Origin of the sequence: Prolixibacter sp. NT017 (assembly GCF_009617875.1) — a bacterium.
Classification (GTDB): Bacteria; Bacteroidota; Bacteroidia; order Bacteroidales; family Prolixibacteraceae; genus Prolixibacter.
The window spans coordinates 2653726-2670459 of the sequence record NZ_BLAV01000001.1 but is presented as its reverse complement, the minus strand read 5'-3'; the positions used below and the strand labels follow the sequence as shown (position 1 = coordinate 2670459).

18 protein-coding genes and 1 tRNA gene are annotated in these 16734 nt (G+C 44.9%); 17 read left to right on the top strand and 2 right to left on the bottom strand.

The genetic code is table 11. From position 1 onward, the window contains the following. The first annotated feature begins 39 nt into the window (after positions 1 to 39). From GJU87_RS10965 to GJU87_RS10925, 9 genes are all read left to right on the top strand, one after another. On the top strand, positions 40 to 2259 hold the full coding sequence (locus GJU87_RS10965) for a multicopper oxidase domain-containing protein (RefSeq protein ID WP_153639555.1): 2220 nt from the start codon (positions 40 to 42) through the stop codon (positions 2257 to 2259). A gap of 44 nt (positions 2260 to 2303) precedes the next feature. Continuing rightward, entirely contained in the window at positions 2304 to 2690 is a 387-nt protein-coding gene (locus tag GJU87_RS10960) for a DUF302 domain-containing protein (protein ID WP_153639554.1), read from the top strand. A 100-nt stretch (positions 2691 to 2790) separates the two neighbouring features. Then, the gene (locus tag GJU87_RS10955; protein WP_194831506.1) at positions 2791 to 3312 is read left to right on the top strand and encodes a hypothetical protein; all 522 of its coding nucleotides are present in this window, start codon (positions 2791 to 2793) and stop codon (positions 3310 to 3312) included. 42 nt (positions 3313 to 3354) lie between these two features. Further along, positions 3355 to 3810 carry a hypothetical protein gene (locus GJU87_RS10950; RefSeq protein ID WP_153639552.1) on the top strand — a complete coding sequence of 152 codons (456 nt, stop codon included), beginning with the start codon at positions 3355 to 3357 and terminating at the stop codon, positions 3808 to 3810. Between the two features lie 69 nt (positions 3811 to 3879). Continuing rightward, complete coding sequence (locus GJU87_RS10945; RefSeq protein WP_153639551.1) at positions 3880 to 4443, top strand: heavy metal-binding domain-containing protein; 564 nt, start codon at positions 3880 to 3882, stop codon at positions 4441 to 4443. 365 nt (positions 4444 to 4808) lie between these two features. Beyond that, a complete protein-coding gene (locus GJU87_RS10940; protein ID WP_153639550.1) occupies positions 4809 to 5525 on the top strand; it encodes a hypothetical protein in 717 nt (238 codons plus the stop codon). Between the two features lie 115 nt (positions 5526 to 5640). Then, positions 5641 to 6030, top strand: coding sequence for a hypothetical protein (locus GJU87_RS10935; RefSeq protein ID WP_153639549.1), 390 nt, complete (start codon positions 5641 to 5643; stop codon positions 6028 to 6030). A gap of 186 nt (positions 6031 to 6216) precedes the next feature. Further along, entirely contained in the window at positions 6217 to 6684 is a 468-nt protein-coding gene (locus tag GJU87_RS10930; protein WP_153639548.1) for a DUF2231 domain-containing protein, read from the top strand. Between the two features lie 26 nt (positions 6685 to 6710). Further along, complete coding sequence (locus tag GJU87_RS10925; RefSeq protein WP_153639547.1) at positions 6711 to 7448, top strand: hypothetical protein; 738 nt, start codon at positions 6711 to 6713, stop codon at positions 7446 to 7448. A gap of 280 nt (positions 7449 to 7728) precedes the next feature. On the opposite strand, the gene GJU87_RS10920 is transcribed toward GJU87_RS10925, so the two are convergent. Beyond that, a tRNA-Pro gene (locus tag GJU87_RS10920) sits at positions 7729 to 7803 on the bottom strand. Between the two features lie 266 nt (positions 7804 to 8069). On the opposite strand from GJU87_RS10920, the gene trxB reads away from it, so the two are divergent. Beyond that, on the top strand, positions 8070 to 9068 hold the full coding sequence (gene trxB / locus GJU87_RS10915; RefSeq protein ID WP_228491961.1) for a thioredoxin-disulfide reductase: 999 nt from the start codon (positions 8070 to 8072) through the stop codon (positions 9066 to 9068). 79 nt (positions 9069 to 9147) lie between these two features. Here the strand turns inward: trxB and GJU87_RS10910 are convergent, their stop codons facing one another. Then, on the bottom strand, positions 9148 to 10392 hold the full coding sequence (locus tag GJU87_RS10910; RefSeq protein WP_153639546.1) for a pyridoxal phosphate-dependent aminotransferase family protein: 1245 nt from the start codon (positions 10390 to 10392) through the stop codon (positions 9148 to 9150). A gap of 299 nt (positions 10393 to 10691) precedes the next feature. On the opposite strand from GJU87_RS10910, the gene GJU87_RS10905 reads away from it, so the two are divergent. From GJU87_RS10905 to GJU87_RS10880, 7 genes are all read left to right on the top strand, one after another. Continuing rightward, positions 10692 to 11519, top strand: coding sequence for an outer membrane protein assembly factor BamD (locus tag GJU87_RS10905; protein WP_228491960.1), 828 nt, complete (start codon positions 10692 to 10694; stop codon positions 11517 to 11519). 1 nt (position 11520) lies between these two features. Continuing rightward, positions 11521 to 11847, top strand: a complete 327-nt coding sequence (locus GJU87_RS10900; RefSeq protein ID WP_106542507.1) for a DNA-directed RNA polymerase subunit omega — start codon at positions 11521 to 11523, stop codon at positions 11845 to 11847. 52 nt (positions 11848 to 11899) lie between these two features. Further along, positions 11900 to 12460 carry a flavoprotein gene (locus GJU87_RS21470; RefSeq protein ID WP_228491959.1) on the top strand — a complete coding sequence of 187 codons (561 nt, stop codon included), beginning with the start codon at positions 11900 to 11902 and terminating at the stop codon, positions 12458 to 12460. Beyond that, entirely contained in the window at positions 12454 to 13107 is a 654-nt protein-coding gene (locus tag GJU87_RS21465; protein ID WP_308788953.1) for a phosphopantothenoylcysteine decarboxylase, read from the top strand. The genes GJU87_RS21470 and GJU87_RS21465 overlap by 7 nt, the downstream gene beginning before the upstream one ends. A 48-nt stretch (positions 13108 to 13155) precedes the next feature. Next, complete coding sequence (locus GJU87_RS10890; protein ID WP_153639545.1) at positions 13156 to 14061, top strand: DUF4835 family protein; 906 nt, start codon at positions 13156 to 13158, stop codon at positions 14059 to 14061. Positions 14062 to 14082: 21 nt separating this feature from the next. Continuing rightward, positions 14083 to 15735, top strand: a complete 1653-nt coding sequence (gene recN / locus GJU87_RS10885; RefSeq protein ID WP_153639544.1) for a DNA repair protein RecN — start codon at positions 14083 to 14085, stop codon at positions 15733 to 15735. Positions 15736 to 15882: 147 nt separating this feature from the next. Next, positions 15883 to 16734, top strand: a complete 852-nt coding sequence (locus tag GJU87_RS10880; protein WP_106542510.1) for an enoyl-ACP reductase — start codon at positions 15883 to 15885, stop codon at positions 16732 to 16734.

Below are 16734 nucleotides of genomic sequence, written 5' to 3'. Positions count from 1 at the left end.
GAGAGTAACTACAGGTAAAGAACACAGAAACAATTTATTATGGATTTTATTAAAAAGAAAACAAATATTTATACCCTATTACTGTTTGGTTTATTATTCCTGGTGAAGATACCTGCATATGCTCAAACTGACACCACCACCTATCATCTGACGATACGGAAGGAACAAGTTGATAAAGCAGGAAAAAAGGTCATGGGGATGACCGTCAACGGCACGATTCCCGGACCGACATTGAAATTTAAGGAAGGCGACTATGCTGTCATCTATGTCAAGAACGAAATGGATGTAGAGACATCGGTTCACTGGCATGGGCTTTTATTACCTAATTTCTATGATGGCGTACCGTACCTGACGACTCCACCGATTAAACCCGGCGAAACGCGTAAGTACGAGTTCCCGTTGAAACAATCCGGAACCTACTGGTATCACTCACACACCATGTTACAAGAACAAAGCGGTGTATATGGTTCCATTGTGATTGAACCCCGGAAGAAGAAGTTAAAGTATGACAAGGAGTTAGTCCTGGTACTTTCGGACTGGACCAACGAAAAGCCCATCAACGTTCTTCGTACGCTTAAGCGAGGGAGCGAATGGTACCAGATAAAGAAAGGTACCGCTACGCCGCTGAACAAGGTAATTGCCCGCCACGCTTTGGGAGCACAGCTTAAATTCTGGAAGCAGCGAATGGATGGCGCTGATATAGCCGATGTATATTATCCTGCTTTTTTGGTGAACGGCTCGCAAAAACAGGAGTATCCCAATTTCAAGCCGGGAGACCGGGTTCGATTGCGAATCATTAATGGTTCCTCTTCGACTTCTTACTGGATGACCTTTGGAGGAAAAACACCTACGCTTGTATCGGCTGATGGTAAAAACGTAGTGCCTGTGAAGCGTAATAAGACATTTATCGCGATAGCGGAAACTTATGACTTCATTGTTACCATTCCGAAGAACGGGCAAATTGAATTCAGGGCCACGACTGACGATGGTTCCGGTTCGACGTCAGCCTTCCTGGGGAAAGGACCTGTGCTTGCCGCCCCGGATGTTCCCAAACCCGACAAAATCGGGATGATGAAAAAGATGGCCAAAATGGATATGCGCATGGGAGCTCCCGCTATCAAATACCGGCCCAAGAAAGATGAACCCCACAAGATGGAAAAGAACTGGGGCACGCAGATGGATAAGTCGGCCGATAAAATGAAGGGGAACATGAGCCATGACATGAAAGGTAGTATGAAAGGGATGGATATGTTTGCCAAATACAATTACGACTATCTGAAATCGCCTGTAAAAACTACCTTCCCGAAGGATGTTCCGGTCAGGAATATCCTGCTCAACCTTACCGGTAACATGCACCGCTATATCTGGAGCATGAACGGTATCCCGTTGTCGGAAACGGACAAGATTAAGATCAAAAAAGGTGAAGTCACGCGTATCACGCTGAATAACCTGACGATGATGAGCCACCCGATGCACCTGCACGGACACTTTTTCAGGGTACTAAATAAGAATGGCGACTATTCGCCTTTAAAACACACGGTTAATGTGCCTCCGATGAAAAAGATTACGATTGAATTTTACAATCAGGAGAGCGGAGACTGGTTCTTCCATTGTCACATTCTCTATCACCTGACGAGTGGAATGGCACGGATATTCAGTTACGGTACTCCAAGGGACCCTCGCCTGAAAGGTTATCCGGTGAAGAAACTCATACACGAAACCAACCGGTACTATACGTGGGGAACTGCCGAGATGGCGTCGAATGTGACCAGTTTAAGCCTTGTTTCATCGAACATCCGTAATCAGTTCAATTTCGATGCTGAGTATGGCTGGAATAAGAACATGGAGGCAGAGTTCACCTATGAACGGTATTTGTATGATTATTTCCGGGTTTTCGCCGGAGTGAATATGGAGAATACCGATCGGAACAGCCTGGATAATATCAAAACGACTGCTGTCGCCGGAATCCGGTGGTTTACACCCTACATGTTCGATTTGGACCTTCGTGTGGATAATGAATTACGTCCGCGTATTTCCATCGGACGGGATGTGATGTTGTTCCCCCGGCTATCGGTATTTGGCTACTACGAGTATCAACTCGACTTTGGCGCGGTGAATACACTGCCGCCCAATAAAAATGTGGAAGGCGAAACGGTATGGAATGCCGGTGCAGAATATATGCTATCGAAGAATTTTTCACTGGTAGCCAGTTATGACAACCGGTACGGTGCCGGAGGCGGGTTAACGCTTCGATTCTAATGAAAATTAAATATTCAGACAGTTGAAACCTAAAATACAAACAGATGAAATATTACATCGATAAGAAAACAAAAGGAGACTTCGACGAAGTGGTTACCAGGGTGACTGAGGCGTTGAAGCAGGAAGGTTTTGGTGTATTAACTGAAATTGATATTCAGCAAAAGCTAAAGGAAAAGCTGGATGTTGATTTCCGGAAGTATAAAATTTTGGGAGCCTGCAATCCTCCCTTTGCATACCAAGCATTGGAAATAGAGGATAAAATCGGAACCATGCTACCGTGCAATGTGGTCGTTCAGGAGACTGAAGATGGAGGAATCGAAGTGGCGGCCGTCAATCCGGTGGCATCGATGCAGGCGGTAGATGATGAGGACCTTATCTGTGTTTCAGAAAATATTCTAAAGAAACTGGAACGGGTTATCGAATCATTGTAGAGATACCATTGAATTTTCGTTACTACTGACTGATTATGGCTTTAATGCTTTACACCCTATGTTGGCTTTTGCTCTATATCTGACTGTTACCTTTTTGATAATGGCATCGTTGCTCGGTGTTTTCGGGCTATTGAGAGCCGAAAACCGGGACACTTTCAGGTTGTATATGAGCTGGAGCTTTGGGGTGGGAGCTTTAGGAGCTGTACTTTCAATTATCGTGGGGCTTTTTCAAGCCCCTCCGATAATTGATTTCGAAACTGTTCGTCCCAATGTTCAAACCGATGAGATGTTGGGACTCATTCTCCTGGTCATTTTTTTATTTTCCTGGATTTGGCTGGAACTGAGAGGAGCGGTGATGAAGAGATTTGAGTTTGCCCTATTTGTCATACTGTTGATAATCTATAGCATAATGATTGGAAGTTCCATCAAAGAAGCCGATTCAGATCATTACCGGGAGGCCACCTACTCCCTGCATCAAGGAAGTTTGAAAGCCGTTGAAATGAATTCCATTATACACCAGGCAAAGGCACCTGAAGCGACCTTAAGGCCGGAGAATTCGGATACGATTCACTATTTGTTTCATGGGTTCGACTTCAACACCTGCATGAAGAAATCAATATGATTAGATCACCAGTGGCGCGATCTTATATAAAATTTTGAAAAGATGAAAAAGATAAAAATGCTCAAAGAGGTATTCAAATCCAATTTGAATTGGACCCGGAAAGAGAAGCATGTGCTTCTGGGAATCGGGGGTTTTATCTTCGCTTTCGTCATTGGCTTTTTTGGCTACCTCTTTTACCTGCAGAACAGCGTAAATAAGGCTTTTGATTCACAGGAAGGGAAGGAAATACAGCATAGCCGGGTTTGTATGGTCAACGGAGATATTAAGCTCCATTCCGTTCGTTCAGTAACGGTAAACGGAAAAACCTACTGGGGCTGCTGTCAGCACTGCATTAGCTTGTTGCGGTATAATACGGCTCAGGTTCGTTTTACGACCGACCCCGTCACCGGTAAAAGGATTAACAAGGCGGATGCCGTGATTTTTCCCGATCCACACAATTCCAGGAGAGCCATGTTCTTTCAGTCGGATTCAACTTATGAGCAGTATGTACATCGCTAACACATCAATTATATCAATCAATGCAAAAGGCTTGACGCCATTATCTATGTTTCAATAAATTAAAAAAGAATGAAAAAGAGTTTTCTGTACTCCCTGGTATTCCTTTCGGGAATGCTATTGATCGCTTTTAGTGCTTCTGCACAAGATGCCACACCGGCTCAGCCCGCCACTAAACAATCAGCTGTTCAGTACACCTGTCCGATGCATCCTGACGTGGTGATGGATCACCCGGGAAAATGTCCCAAGTGCGGGATGACCTTGAAGAAAAAGGGTGCTGCCCACCAGGAGATGAATACGCATTCGATGTCCGATAGTACACACATGCAGCATAGCATGATGATGGGAGATTCGATGGACATGAAAAACTGCCCGATGAAACACGCCATGCAGAAAGATTCATCGTCTGTCGCCCATTACAGGTGCCCGATGCATCATGATGTTGTAACGGACAAGCCGGGGAAATGCCCCAAGTGCGGGATGACGTTGAAAAAGATGGATGGCCATCAACAAGCGATGCACATGCACAACATGAAAGATAGTACCCGAATGAACCATCCAATGATGATGGATTCGACGGGAGATATGAAGAACTGTCATATGAATAGTGGATCATCAGCTACGATGAACAATTAAGGATTGGTTTTTTTTCATAGTAACCCTGTCGGTGTATTTATACATCGCAGGGTTGTTTTTAATTCATATGAAGGTTCGCTGTACCGGAGATATTAATTAATGCTAAAAACTGAACTTTTATACTTATGAATGGTTGGTGACTATTAGTAGGCTGTCAACTATTTGTTGTTCAATATTTTGACGTTGTCTATTAAGGCAGAAGAATCATGAAAAAGACCACCAGAGCTCTTCCTATCTACTGGTCAACCTTTCTTATCATACTTCTATTGGTTGGCCCAGGCTCCCCCTAAAGAGAGAACATTTGCAACGGGATTGCCCGTGCTGAAGGTCTTTTTCGATTTTGTTAAATTAAATATATGGGTATCATGAAATTGTTTAGGTATTTTCTAATTTTCGTATTACCCGTTGCCGGAATTACTTCTCCGGCCAGAGCGCAGGAAAACGGCGACGGGGGCATGGCAGATATGTTTGTCCATCCATTTATGGCACACATGGCCCTACCTGATCAACCTGGCGAAGTCAGTTTGAGAGTAACTCCATTCCAGCAGAGAAACAGCGCTGATGTAGAACAGGATTTAGCCCTGCATATTGAGGCTGGCATAGCCCCTAATCTGGGCATACATATCCGGAGTGACGGTATCAAAACCTCGCCGTACTCGGAAGTGATGCTGATGTATAGTTTCCTGCACGACAACTCGTATCATAACGGAGCCAGTGTTTTCGGTCAGGTAAGTATCCCGACCGGTCCAGTGGCATCCAATTCTTTAAAGTATCTTTTTGGTGTTTCGGGTAGAGTTACGGTACCTCAGTTTATGGTGGTTGATGCGAATACGCACATTAATCTGGCCGATAAAATGGCCGAATACGAAAGCTCGTTTGTTTTCAGAGTATCGAAACTGTTATATCCTGAGTTGGAACTGCGAGGCGAAATTACACAGGATGCCACCAGTCTGTATTCCTTATTCGGACTTAAATTCCGGATTGCTGACGAAACAGCGTTTGGGGTAGGCATTCAGACCCCCTTGAGTAATGAGCGTGAATATGATACGCAAGCTTTGCTAACGCTGGGGATGGCCTTTTAGTACTGGTAACGCAGACGTGTTACTTTATTTGTTTCATCAAAAACCGATGTATTGTTGTTGTAAATAGAGAATGATAAGATTGCGGAACATAAGGACTTTTGTTGCTGTGGCATGTATGATTTCTTTCCTGGGAGTTTACATGGTACGGACTGTCTGCATCGCAGAAGACCTGATTCCATCTGATTCTCATTCCGTTTTGAACAGTGGACGTACCACGAGTGGCCAGGAGGACCTGCACCAGCATCAACATCATTCGCCGGGTGATGAGGATGATTGTTGTACGGATGTTACGGCCAAATACTTTGCGTCGTTCCAGTCTACGCTTCCCTACATCACTGCACCGGTGTTGATTCCTTCATTTACTGCTTACGTTACTGAGCAAACATTTTTTCAACTTCGCGATAATCACTTATACCGCTCTACTGCGGATATCCGGGAGGGGCCTCCTCTGCCTTTTACTACAGGAGCGGGTATCAGGATTATGATACAATCTTTTCTGCATTAACGCACCGGTCGTCTGGTCGTACTTTCTCTCCGTATCACCGGAAGGGTTGAAAAGCCATATTACCATCGATTTGCTACTACCGGAGTCAGGAAGAAAATCGCGGCTATCCTTCAATTTCGATAGTCGATATTTGCCTTTGTGAATGTCGACCAGTCATCTATTTGTTAACCAGTTAAATGAAATGATATGGAAAGTTTACTCCCTACCTGGGCACCGAACATACATCCACTACTGATTCATTTTCCGATCGCGATATTAATTACTGCCACACTTGCAGACGCAGCCAGCCTGATATGGAGAAAAGCGTGGCTTGAAAATACGGTCCTTGCTCTTTTCGGTTTCGGGGTGGTCATGTTGTTGATCACTTACCTGAGCGGAAGGCAAGCTATTGATATCGTCGATGTGCCATTGAAGGCGGAATTAACGGCATCACACCATGCAGACTGGGCCTTGCGGACCCTGTTGTTTTACAGCGGTTACCTGGTTGTTAGGTTGATTGTTTTTTTCACCCGTCTGCGAAACAAAAAGTGGATTGCTGTGGTGTTGCTGATTGGTGGGTTGCTTGGTATCGGTTCGATAGCCAAGACTGCCGACTATGGCGGAAAATTAGTGTATAAATACCAGGTTGGTACACAGCAAAAGCAGGAGAAATAATTACACAACTTTAAAAAATGAATCCAATGAAGATTAAAGTACAGCATACAAAAACGATAATTCTTGTAAGCGCACTCTTTTTAGCGGGGAGTCTTTACTCATGCAATTCAAAGAAGAACAAGAACAATACACAGGAAAAATCCGGACATCAGGAAATGGTGGAAGGGCATTCACACAACGGAATGATGGACGAAGATGAACACCATGATGAAGAAATGCATGAAGCAGCCACAGGACAAATGAGCTGGCAACCGGCTCAACAGCCATTTGAGGGGCAGCTAAAGTTAGTTAAGGGCGACGAAGCAAAACTCAATGCCAAAGTGGTTAAAATGGATGGTTCCAATGTCCTGAGTATCGAGCCAGACGGTCAGGAAGTGGTTCTCATGCTTAATGATGTGTTTGGCAATTTTGGAGCTGAATTCCAATACCAGTTAATCGATTATACTGGTCAAATAGCCCTGCTTTTTCATTATCAGGACGAGTCGAACTATGATGCGATGGTGTTCGACAATAAAACCATGAAACTGGAGCGTATGAATGACGGCCAGATAAAAATGCTGGACAGTCATGATGCGCAATTTGCCAAGGGATGGTCGACCTTGAAAATTTCGGCTGCCGGAGAACACCTGAAGTGTTACCTGAATGGCAAGCAGTACGACCATGGCCACGCTGAAGTGCGTCCGGTTGGTCAATTCGGTATCATGTTGCAAGGTAAAGGAACTGTGCTGCTTAAGAAGTTAAGTCTGGTTCCGTTGCAAGAATAAGATTACAACGTCAACCGACGCACCGGGGCTGTCCTTTGATAAAGAAGGGCAGCCTTTTTTGTTGTAATAAGGGTTTCAGGTTTCAGGTTTGACCTCGCGGTTGTTTTTGTAACAATCGAGATTGATACCACCACCTTGGTTGGGGTGGTGATGGTAGGAAATTGTAGTAGGCCATATGCAATTTTTTTGCAGGTATTTTTGACGAAAGCGGCAGGGAAACGGCAGGAAGCATAAAAAAAGAGTTATGAACTAAATTCATAACTCTTTGATTTTCAATCTGTCGGGGTGACAAGATTTGAACTTGCGACCCCTCGCCCCCCAGACGAGTACTCTAACCAAGCTGAGCTACACCCCGATTTGTTTATGCGGATGCAAATGTAGGTCCCTTTTTCAATTATACAAAATTTTCAACTCAAAAAATCCTGTCTATTGTAGTGTTTATGCCTATAGTACTGGTTCTCACCCTTACGGAATTTGATGGGTGGAGAGAGGGTAATGCCCTCATAGGTTTTGTTTATGTTCAGATAACAAGAATCAATTGATATTTTTCGGAAGAAAACGCTTTGATGCGTAACTTTGTGACCAAATAAGAAAAGAATTAAAAACGAAAAAATTATAGAGATGTTTAAATCCATGAATCTGGGGGACAACCAGTCGCAAAAGACTGAACCTGCAGGAGAAGTTGAAAAAGTAAAATGTCTGATCATTGGATCAGGACCCGCAGGATACACGGCAGCGATATATGCAGCACGTGCCAATCTGAGTCCGGTAATGTACGAAGGATTGCAGCCAGGCGGACAGCTGACGACAACAACCGAAGTGGAGAACTTTCCCGGTTACCCGGAAGGTATCACCGGCCCGGTAATGATGGAAGACCTGAAAGCACAAGCCAAGCGTTTTGGAACGGATGTTCGCTGGGGACTGGCAACAAAAGCTGAATTAGATGGTCCTCCTCACCGCATTACCATCGATAACAAGAAGGTAATCGAAGCCGATACGGTAATTATTGCCACAGGTGCAGAAGCCAAGTATCTTGGTTTGGAGGACGAGAAGAAATACGCTGGTTCGGGCGTTTCAGCCTGTGCCACCTGTGACGGATTCTTCTATCGTGGTAAAGACGTGGCTGTTGTTGGTGGTGGTGATACTGCTGCCGAGGAAGCATTGTACCTGGCCGGACTGTGTAAGACGGTTTATATGATTGTTCGCCGAGACGAGTTGCGTGCTTCCAAAGTAATGCAGGAGCGAGTATTCAATACTAAGAATATAGTGGTTCTATGGAAACATCAGACCAAGGCTCTGTTCGGCGATGGGGTCGTTGAAGGAGCTACGTTATGGAAAAATAAGGACGAAGCCCATGAAGAAGAGGTCAAGATTAAAATCGATGGATTCTTCCTGGCAATTGGTCATAAACCGAACTCCGATATTTTCAAAGATTACTTGAAAACCGACGATGTCGGATACATTCATACCATTGGCAACAGTTCCAGAACTGATGCTGAAGGTGTATTTGCCTGTGGCGACGTAATGGACAGTACCTATCGGCAGGCAGTTACCGCTGCTGGTTCGGGATGTAAAGCCGCAATCGATGCTGAGCGCTACCTCTCGGAAAAGAATAGCTGATTTTACTGACCACTGATTTTGACAAATAAAAAAGCCTTCCAAAACGGAAGGCTTTTCTTTTTGAATGCTTTTTATATCGTTACGATATCTGAGCCATTTTTGTGGTTGAGTATTTTCCGGCTTCCAGTTTTTTCCGTACTTCCGAAAATGCTTTAATGGTGTACTCAACATCTTCGAGTGTATGGCTGGCGGTCGGAATCAAACGCAACAGCAGTTGACCTTTCGGGATAACCGGATACACAACGATGGAGCAGAAAATGTTGTAATTCTCACGCAGGTCCATTACCACGTTGGTACCTTCGGCAACACTTCCCGACAGGTAAACCGGGGTCACCGGTGAGTTGGTCACGCCTAGATCGAAATTTTCAGCCTTCAATCCATTCTGCAGTGCGTTAACAATGGTCCACAACTTTTCGCGAAGCTCCGGCTGTGTGCGCAGTAGTTCGAGACGCTTCAGTGCACCAATCACCATGGGCATCGGTAGCGACTTGGCAAAAGTCTGCGACCGCATATTGTAGCGCAGGTAATCACAAACCTCTTCCGGGCAAGCAACAAATGCACCAATTCCGGCCATCGATTTGGCAAAAGTTCCGAAATACAAGTCGATATCATCCTGAACTCCCAGTTCTTCACCTGTTCCGGCACCGGTTTTACCCATGGTTCCAAAACCGTGAGCATCGTCAACCAGCAGACGGAAGTTGAATTCTTTCTTCAGCGCAACGATATCGTCGATACGGCCCATGTCACCCGACATTCCGAAAACACCTTCGGTGATAACCAGAATACCTCCTCCGGTTTTCTGAGCTAAGCTGGTAGCGTGTTCGAGCTGCTTACGCAGACTGTCCATATCGTTGTGCAGGTAAACGAAGCGTTTACCCATGTGGAGACGAACTCCGTCAAGAATACAGGCATGCGACTCGGCATCGTAAACAACAACGTCATTTCTTCCGACAATGGCATCGATAATGGAAACCATTCCCTGGTAACCATAGTTCAAAAGAAACGCATCGGGTTTACCAACGAAATCTGCCAGCTCTTTCTCGAGCTCTTCGTGCTTACTGGTTTGTCCGGACATCATACGGGCACCCATTGGGTACGCCATACCATACTGAGCTGCTGCTTCGGCATCAGCTTTACGTACTTCCGGATGGTTAGCCAAGCCAATGTAGTTGTTAAGGCTCCAAGTAAGTACCTCTTTTCCGCGAAATTTCATTCTCGGACTTATCTCTCCTTCGAGTTTCGGAAAAGAAAAATAGCCATGAGCTTCTTTCTTGTACTGGCCAATATTTCCTTTGTTTGTCTTTATTTTCTCAAAAATATCCACGATTCATGCGGTTTTGATTAAAACAATGCAAAAGTAAACTTTTTTGATTTTATACCAAACACCCCCTACCTGCTGAACATGAAGTAAAAAGAGCGTTAGAGCGACATTTTTCATGTTTGAATTTCCGGCTGCAAGCATCAACTTTTCAGGACTTTTTGCAACCTTTGTTCCCCGTTTTTAATCTATTTAAAATTAGGTTGTAAAGCAGGTGAAAGTTTTAGGGGGAAAGATGGTAGCTACCACCTTTTAATTCTGAGAATTTGATGTTTTGATTTGTTGAAAAAAATTATCTTTGCAAAATGATTCGCAAACTGAAGTTTATTTTCCTGTTCGCCTTATTGGCAACTGTTGCTGCTTCGTGTAGTGACTATCAGAAAGTTCTTAAAAGTACCGATTACGAATTTAAATACAAAAAGGCCAAGGAGTATTACGATAATAATGACTTCAACCGGGCTACAACCCTTTACCAGGAGCTGGTAAATATTTACAGGGGAACAAGCCGGGCGGATCAGGTTTATTACTATTTGGCCAAGAGTTACCTCGGACAGAAAGATTATTTGCTTGCAGGGCATTATTTCAGGCAAATGCTGAAAGAATTTCCCCGAAGCGATTACTCTGAGGAAGCACAGTATTTAATTGGTTATTGTTATTACAAGAATTCACCGAACCCGAGGCTCGATCAGGAGATCACCAAGAAGGGAATCGATGCGTTGCAGCTTTACATTAACCTGTATCCGAACGGTGACAATGTAAAAGAAGCGACTAAATTGATTGATGAACTTCGCGAGAAGCTGGTTTACAAATCATATTTGAGTGGTCGTTTGTATTACGATTTGGGTGACTACCGGGCAGCAGTTGTTTCGTTGTCGAATAGTTTGAAGGACTTCCCGGATTCGGAGTATCGCGAAGAGTTGATGTTCCTGTTGCTGAAATCGAAATACCTGCTGGCAGAAAACAGTATTCCGGAGAAAAAAGAGAACCGCTTGAATGCGGCACTTGACGAATATTATACCTTTATAGATGATTACCCAAACAGTGATCATCGGAAGGAAGCCGACAAATTCTTCAACAATACGAAGAAAATGTTGAATATTACGGATGAAGATTTAAAAATCGATAGTAAATAATATGGATTACAAAAAGACCAAAGCCCCTACCACAACTGTTCCGCGCGATTTGCAGGAACTGGAAAGAGGTACAGGAAACATCTATGAGTCAATCATGGTCCTGGCCAAGCGTGCCAATCAGATTAACGCTGAGTTGAAAGAGGAGCTGAATCAAAAACTGCAGGAATTTGCTTCGTATACCGATAACCTGGAAGAGGTTTTCGAGAACCGTGAGCAGATTGAGATCTCTCGTTTTTATGAGCGTCTGCCTAAGCCGACTCTTATTGCTTACGAAGAGATGAAAGACGATCAGATTTATTTCCGCAATCCGGCCAGAGACCGGAAATAATATTGCCGGCACTCAATGAGTGTTTGGTTTTGCGGTAACAACTAACGCATACATGAAACTCCAGGGAAAGAAAATTATACTTGGCGTAACCGGAAGCATAGCAGCCTACAAGGCTGCTTATCTTTTAAGGGGGCTGGTGAAAGAAGGAGCCGAAGTGCAGGTCGTAATGACCCCTTCTGCGAAGGAGTTCATTACTCCGTTGACGCTTTCAGCCCTCAGCAATAAGCCGGTGGTCAGTGAATTTTTTTCCAGTGAAGACGGAACCTGGCACAGTCATGTCGATATGGGAATCTGGGCCGATTTGATGTTGGTGGCTCCGGCAACTGCGTCAACAATGGGAAAGATGGCCCATGGAATAGCCGACACATTGCTGGTAACTACCTATATGTCGGCCAAGTGCCCGGTGATGGTTGCTCCGGCTATGGATCTGGACATGTTTCAGCATCCGTCGAATCAGCAGAGTATCGAGATTCTCAAATCGTTCGGTAATGTAATTATCGAGCCGGGCTCCGGCGAACTGGCCAGTGGGCTGGTTGGTAAAGGCCGGATGGAAGAGCCGGAAGTCATAGTTGAAAAGGTCATCTCCTTCTTCAACGAAAAAAAAAACTGCTGAATAAAACCTTTCTCGTTACAGCAGGTCCCACACACGAAAAAATCGATCCCGTCCGTTTTATCGGTAATTATTCTTCCGGTAAAATGGGATATGCCATTGCCACTTCGTTAGCCGATAGCGGGGCAGAAGTGATTTTAGTTTCCGGCCCAACGGCGTTGAGTATTTCCCATCCCAATATTCGGAAAATTGACGTGACATCGGCTGAAGAGATGTACCAGGCAGCTAAGGAAGTATTTCCTTTGTGCGACGGTGCGGTGATGACAGCTGCGGTGGCTGATTATGCTCCCGTGAAAACGGAAGAGCAGAAAGTGAAAAGGGGAGAAGGCAATTACACCATTGAGCTAAAGCCTAATCCCGATATCGCAGCCAGTTTAGGTGAAATGAAAAAGGAAGTACAGTTGCTGGTTGGGTTTGCATTGGAAACGCACGATGAAGAGACAAATGCTCAACGGAAACTGGAGAAGAAGAATTTGGATTTCATTGTACTGAATTCGCTTCAGGATAAGGGCGCCGGTTTTCAGCACGACACGAACCAGATTACCATCATCGAACGCAACGGAAAACAGCATCGCTTTGGATTGAAGCCTAAAACGGAAGTGGCTGCTGATATCGTCAATGTGGTGGTCGATATGATGGAAAGGAAGTAGACCTTCTGTTCCTTTTTGCTACATTTAGGCAGACAAACAGAGAACGGTATGCAGAGAACAATCCTCGTTATTTTATTGGTTTTCTTTTCGGTAACCGCATTTGGGCAGGAGCTGCGGTGTAATGTAAGTGTGTCCAGTTCGCGGATTGAAGGAACCAATCGGCAGATATTTCAGTCGATGCAGAAGGATATATACGAGTTCATGAACAACCGTAAATGGACGGATAACGTCTTCTCGCAGGACGAACGGATTGAATGCAACGTCTTTATCCAGATAACCCAACAGGTGGCTGCTGACGAGTTCAAGGGAACGATCCAGATACAATCCAGGCGGCCGGTTTTCAATTCATCGTACGAATCGACGGTGCTCAATATCAAGGATAACGATTTTCACGTTCGGTATGTCGAATTTCAGCCACTTCAATTTGATGAAACTTCCAATACCGATGCGTTGACAAATATTCTGGCCTATTATGCCTATATTATTATTGGCTTCGATTATGACACCTTTTCGCCGCAAGGCGGAACACCGTATTTTCAGAAAGCACAAGATATAGTGAATCGTTGTCAGAATGCGCGGGAGAAAGGTTGGAAAGCTTACGAGAGTGATTATAACCGTTACTGGTTGACCGAGAATTTACTGAACCGTTCGTATTCCGCTTTTCACGATTTAATGTACCGGTATTACCGGAAAGGACTAGACGTGATGGCCGATAAGCCAGATGTGGGACGGGCCGAGATTGCCGATGCCTTGACCGATATGCAACGTATCTACCGAACGAAACCGGATACTTACATCAATCGTATTTTCTTCGACGCCAAGTCGGATGAGTTGGTGAATATTTTTGAGAAGGGAACGCCCGATGAAAAGCGACGGGTGATGACAGTTCTCTCGGAGTGTGATCCGTCGAATTCGGGGAAATACGAAAAAATTCAAAAATCAGACGGGCTTTAAACGCCACTAACAAACGATACTATGTTAAAACGGCTTAAGATTCGTAATTATGCATTGATTCGGGAACTCGACGTGGAATTCCATCCTGGTTTTACCATTATTACGGGGGAAACCGGAGCCGGAAAGTCGATTCTTTTGGGTGCTTTATCGCTGATTTTGGGACAAAGGGCCGATACCACAGCGTTGAAAGACAGCGAGAAGAAATGTGTTGTGGAAGGAGTCTTCAACGTAAAGGCTTATGGATTGAAGGAGTTGTTTGAGCAGTACGATCTCGATTATGAAGACCAGGCTATCTTCCGGCGAGAGATAAGTCCTTCAGGGAAATCGAGAGCGTTTGTAAATGATACACCGGTGAACCTGAAAGCCATGCGCGATTTGGGATTGCGACTGGTAGATATTCATTCGCAGCACCAGAATCTCGAACTCAATAACCAGCATTTTCAACTCACGGTAGTCGATTTGTATGCCGGTCACAATGATCTGCTGGTATCCTACCGGGAGAAATTCCGCGTTTACCGGAAAACGGTGCAGGAGCTAAATGCACTGGTGGAAAAAGCCGAACAGTCGAAAGCCGATTTGGATTACTTCCGTTTTCAGTTCGAACAGCTCGAAAGCGCTGCTCTGGTTGATGGTGAGCAGGAAGAGATGGAAAAGGAACTGGAAACACTCAACCATGCGGAAGAGATAAAAGGCAACCTGACACAGCTTTTCGAATTGCTGAATGGCGAAGGACCGTCGGTGGTTCGCGGTAGCAAAGACGGTTTGAACTTGCTGGACAAGGTGGCGAAATTCTTCCCGGAAGGAGAGGAGCTGCACCAGCGTTTGGAGAGTGCCTACCTCGAATTGAAAGATATAGCCGATGAGGCCGAACGGGCTGCTGAAAGTATAGAGTATGAGCCGGGGCGCATCGGGTTCCTGAATGAGCGCCTTGATTCAATCTATACATTGCAACAAAAGCATCGGGTGGAAACGGTGGCTGAGTTGATTGAAATCAGAGAGTCGTTGGATGCAAAGCTTTCAGATATTGATTCGTATGACCTGGAAATTGAGAAGCTCGAAAAGCAACGAGACGCGGCCGAAACAGAAGTGAAAAAGCTGGCTGAGCAGTTATCAGAACAGCGGAAGGAAGTTTTGCCCGCCATCGAAGAGCGGGTGAATAATCTTTTATTGCAGCTGGGGATGCCCAATTCACGCTTCAGGGTTGACCTTGCTTCAAACGGTACGCCTTCGGCAACCGGAATCGACGAGGTTAGTTTCATGTTTTCGGCTAATAAGAATGCAGAACTCTGCGAGATTTCGAAAGTGGCCTCGGGTGGTGAGATGTCCCGTTTAATGCTTTCGCTGAAGTCGCTGATTTCAAAATCGAAAGCATTGCCAACCATTATATTTGATGAAATTGATTCCGGAATTTCGGGCGAAATTGCCGGTAAAATGGGCGGTATCTTAAAAGAGATGTCGGCAGGCATGCAGGTCATCAACATCACTCACCTTCCGCAGGTAGCAGCCAAAGGCGATTACCACTTCTGGGTATACAAACAGGATACGGAACACGAGACGGTTACTCACCTAAAGCTTCTGTCGAAAAAGGAGCGGGTAGAAGAGTTAGCGAAGATGTTGAGCGGAGAGAACATCTCCGATGCAGCCTTGCAAAATGCACAGGAACTGCTCCGGTAACGGAGCTTTTTTTTGCTTTATCGTGAACTTTTTTGACCATTATGGGTTGGAAAGATGTTATTTAATAATCTGGTGAAAAAGGTTTATCATAACTTTTTTATTTTTGCCGCCTTTGGAAAAGAGATCAAGTTTTAAATATCTAAGATTATGGCTTATAATTTATTGAAAGGTAAGCGGGGTATTATTTTCGGTGCTTTGGACAGCAATTCAATTGCCTGGAAAGTGGCCGAAAGAGCATACGAAGAAGGAGCTACCTTTACATTGACCAACGTACCGGTTGCACTCCGGATGGGAGAAACGCAGAAGTTGGCTGAAAAATGCAACACGGAAGTGATTCCTGCTGATGCAACGAATGTTGAGGATCTGGAAAAGCTGATTGTCCGGTCGATGGAAGTTTTGGGTGGAAAGCTTGACTTTATCTTGCATTCCATCGGAATGTCACCCAACATCCGTAAAGGAAAACATTACAGTGACCTGGATTATGGTTTCCTGAACAAGACGTTGGATGTTTCGGCACTCTCTTTTCACAAAGTGATGCAGACAGCAAAGAAACTCGACGCCATCAACGAATGGGGTTCGGTAATTGCGTTGTCGTACGTCGCAGCTCAGCGGACGTTCTATGGTTACAACGACATGGCTGATGCCAAATCGCTGCTCGAATCGATTGCCCGTAGCTTCGGTTACATCTACGGACGTGAGAAAAATGTGAGGGTAAACACCATTTCACAATCGCCTACGCCGACAACAGCGGGAAGCGGAGTGAAAGGTTTCGACCGCTTGCTCGACTTCTCCGAGCGGATGTCGCCACTGGGTAACGCAACAGCTGATGAGTGTGCTGATTACTGCCTCGTAATGTTCTCCGATTTGACCAAGAAGGTCACGATGCAAAACCTGTTCAACGACGGAGGTTTCTCATCGATGGGTATGAGCTTGCAGGCAATGGAGCAATACAACAAAGGCTTCCAGTTGAGTGACGATCCCAAGCACAAATACGATTGA

What these genes read in the sequence shown, in the direction of transcription:
- GJU87_RS10965 (WP_153639555.1), top strand. Translation starts at nt 40, where the DNA reads ATGGATTTTATTAAAAAGAAAACAAATATTTATACCCTATTACTGTTT.
- GJU87_RS10960 (WP_153639554.1), top strand. Translation starts at nt 2,304, where the DNA reads ATGAAATATTACATCGATAAGAAAACAAAAGGAGACTTCGACGAAGTG.
- GJU87_RS10955 (WP_194831506.1), top strand. Translation starts at nt 2,791, where the DNA reads ATGGCATCGTTGCTCGGTGTTTTCGGGCTATTGAGAGCCGAAAACCGG.
- GJU87_RS10950 (WP_153639552.1), top strand. Translation starts at nt 3,355, where the DNA reads ATGAAAAAGATAAAAATGCTCAAAGAGGTATTCAAATCCAATTTGAAT.
- GJU87_RS10945 (WP_153639551.1), top strand. Translation starts at nt 3,880, where the DNA reads ATGAAAAAGAGTTTTCTGTACTCCCTGGTATTCCTTTCGGGAATGCTA.
- GJU87_RS10940 (WP_153639550.1), top strand. Translation starts at nt 4,809, where the DNA reads ATGAAATTGTTTAGGTATTTTCTAATTTTCGTATTACCCGTTGCCGGA.
- GJU87_RS10935 (WP_153639549.1), top strand. Translation starts at nt 5,641, where the DNA reads ATGATTTCTTTCCTGGGAGTTTACATGGTACGGACTGTCTGCATCGCA.
- GJU87_RS10930 (WP_153639548.1), top strand. Translation starts at nt 6,217, where the DNA reads ATGGAAAGTTTACTCCCTACCTGGGCACCGAACATACATCCACTACTG.
- GJU87_RS10925 (WP_153639547.1), top strand. Translation starts at nt 6,711, where the DNA reads ATGAAGATTAAAGTACAGCATACAAAAACGATAATTCTTGTAAGCGCA.
- trxB (WP_228491961.1), top strand. Translation starts at nt 8,070, where the DNA reads ATGTTTAAATCCATGAATCTGGGGGACAACCAGTCGCAAAAGACTGAA.
- GJU87_RS10905 (WP_228491960.1), top strand. Translation starts at nt 10,692, where the DNA reads ATGATTCGCAAACTGAAGTTTATTTTCCTGTTCGCCTTATTGGCAACT.
- GJU87_RS10900 (WP_106542507.1), top strand. Translation starts at nt 11,521, where the DNA reads ATGGATTACAAAAAGACCAAAGCCCCTACCACAACTGTTCCGCGCGAT.
- GJU87_RS21470 (WP_228491959.1), top strand. Translation starts at nt 11,900, where the DNA reads ATGAAACTCCAGGGAAAGAAAATTATACTTGGCGTAACCGGAAGCATA.
- GJU87_RS10890 (WP_153639545.1), top strand. Translation starts at nt 13,156, where the DNA reads ATGCAGAGAACAATCCTCGTTATTTTATTGGTTTTCTTTTCGGTAACC.
- recN (WP_153639544.1), top strand. Translation starts at nt 14,083, where the DNA reads ATGTTAAAACGGCTTAAGATTCGTAATTATGCATTGATTCGGGAACTC.
- GJU87_RS10880 (WP_106542510.1), top strand. Translation starts at nt 15,883, where the DNA reads ATGGCTTATAATTTATTGAAAGGTAAGCGGGGTATTATTTTCGGTGCT.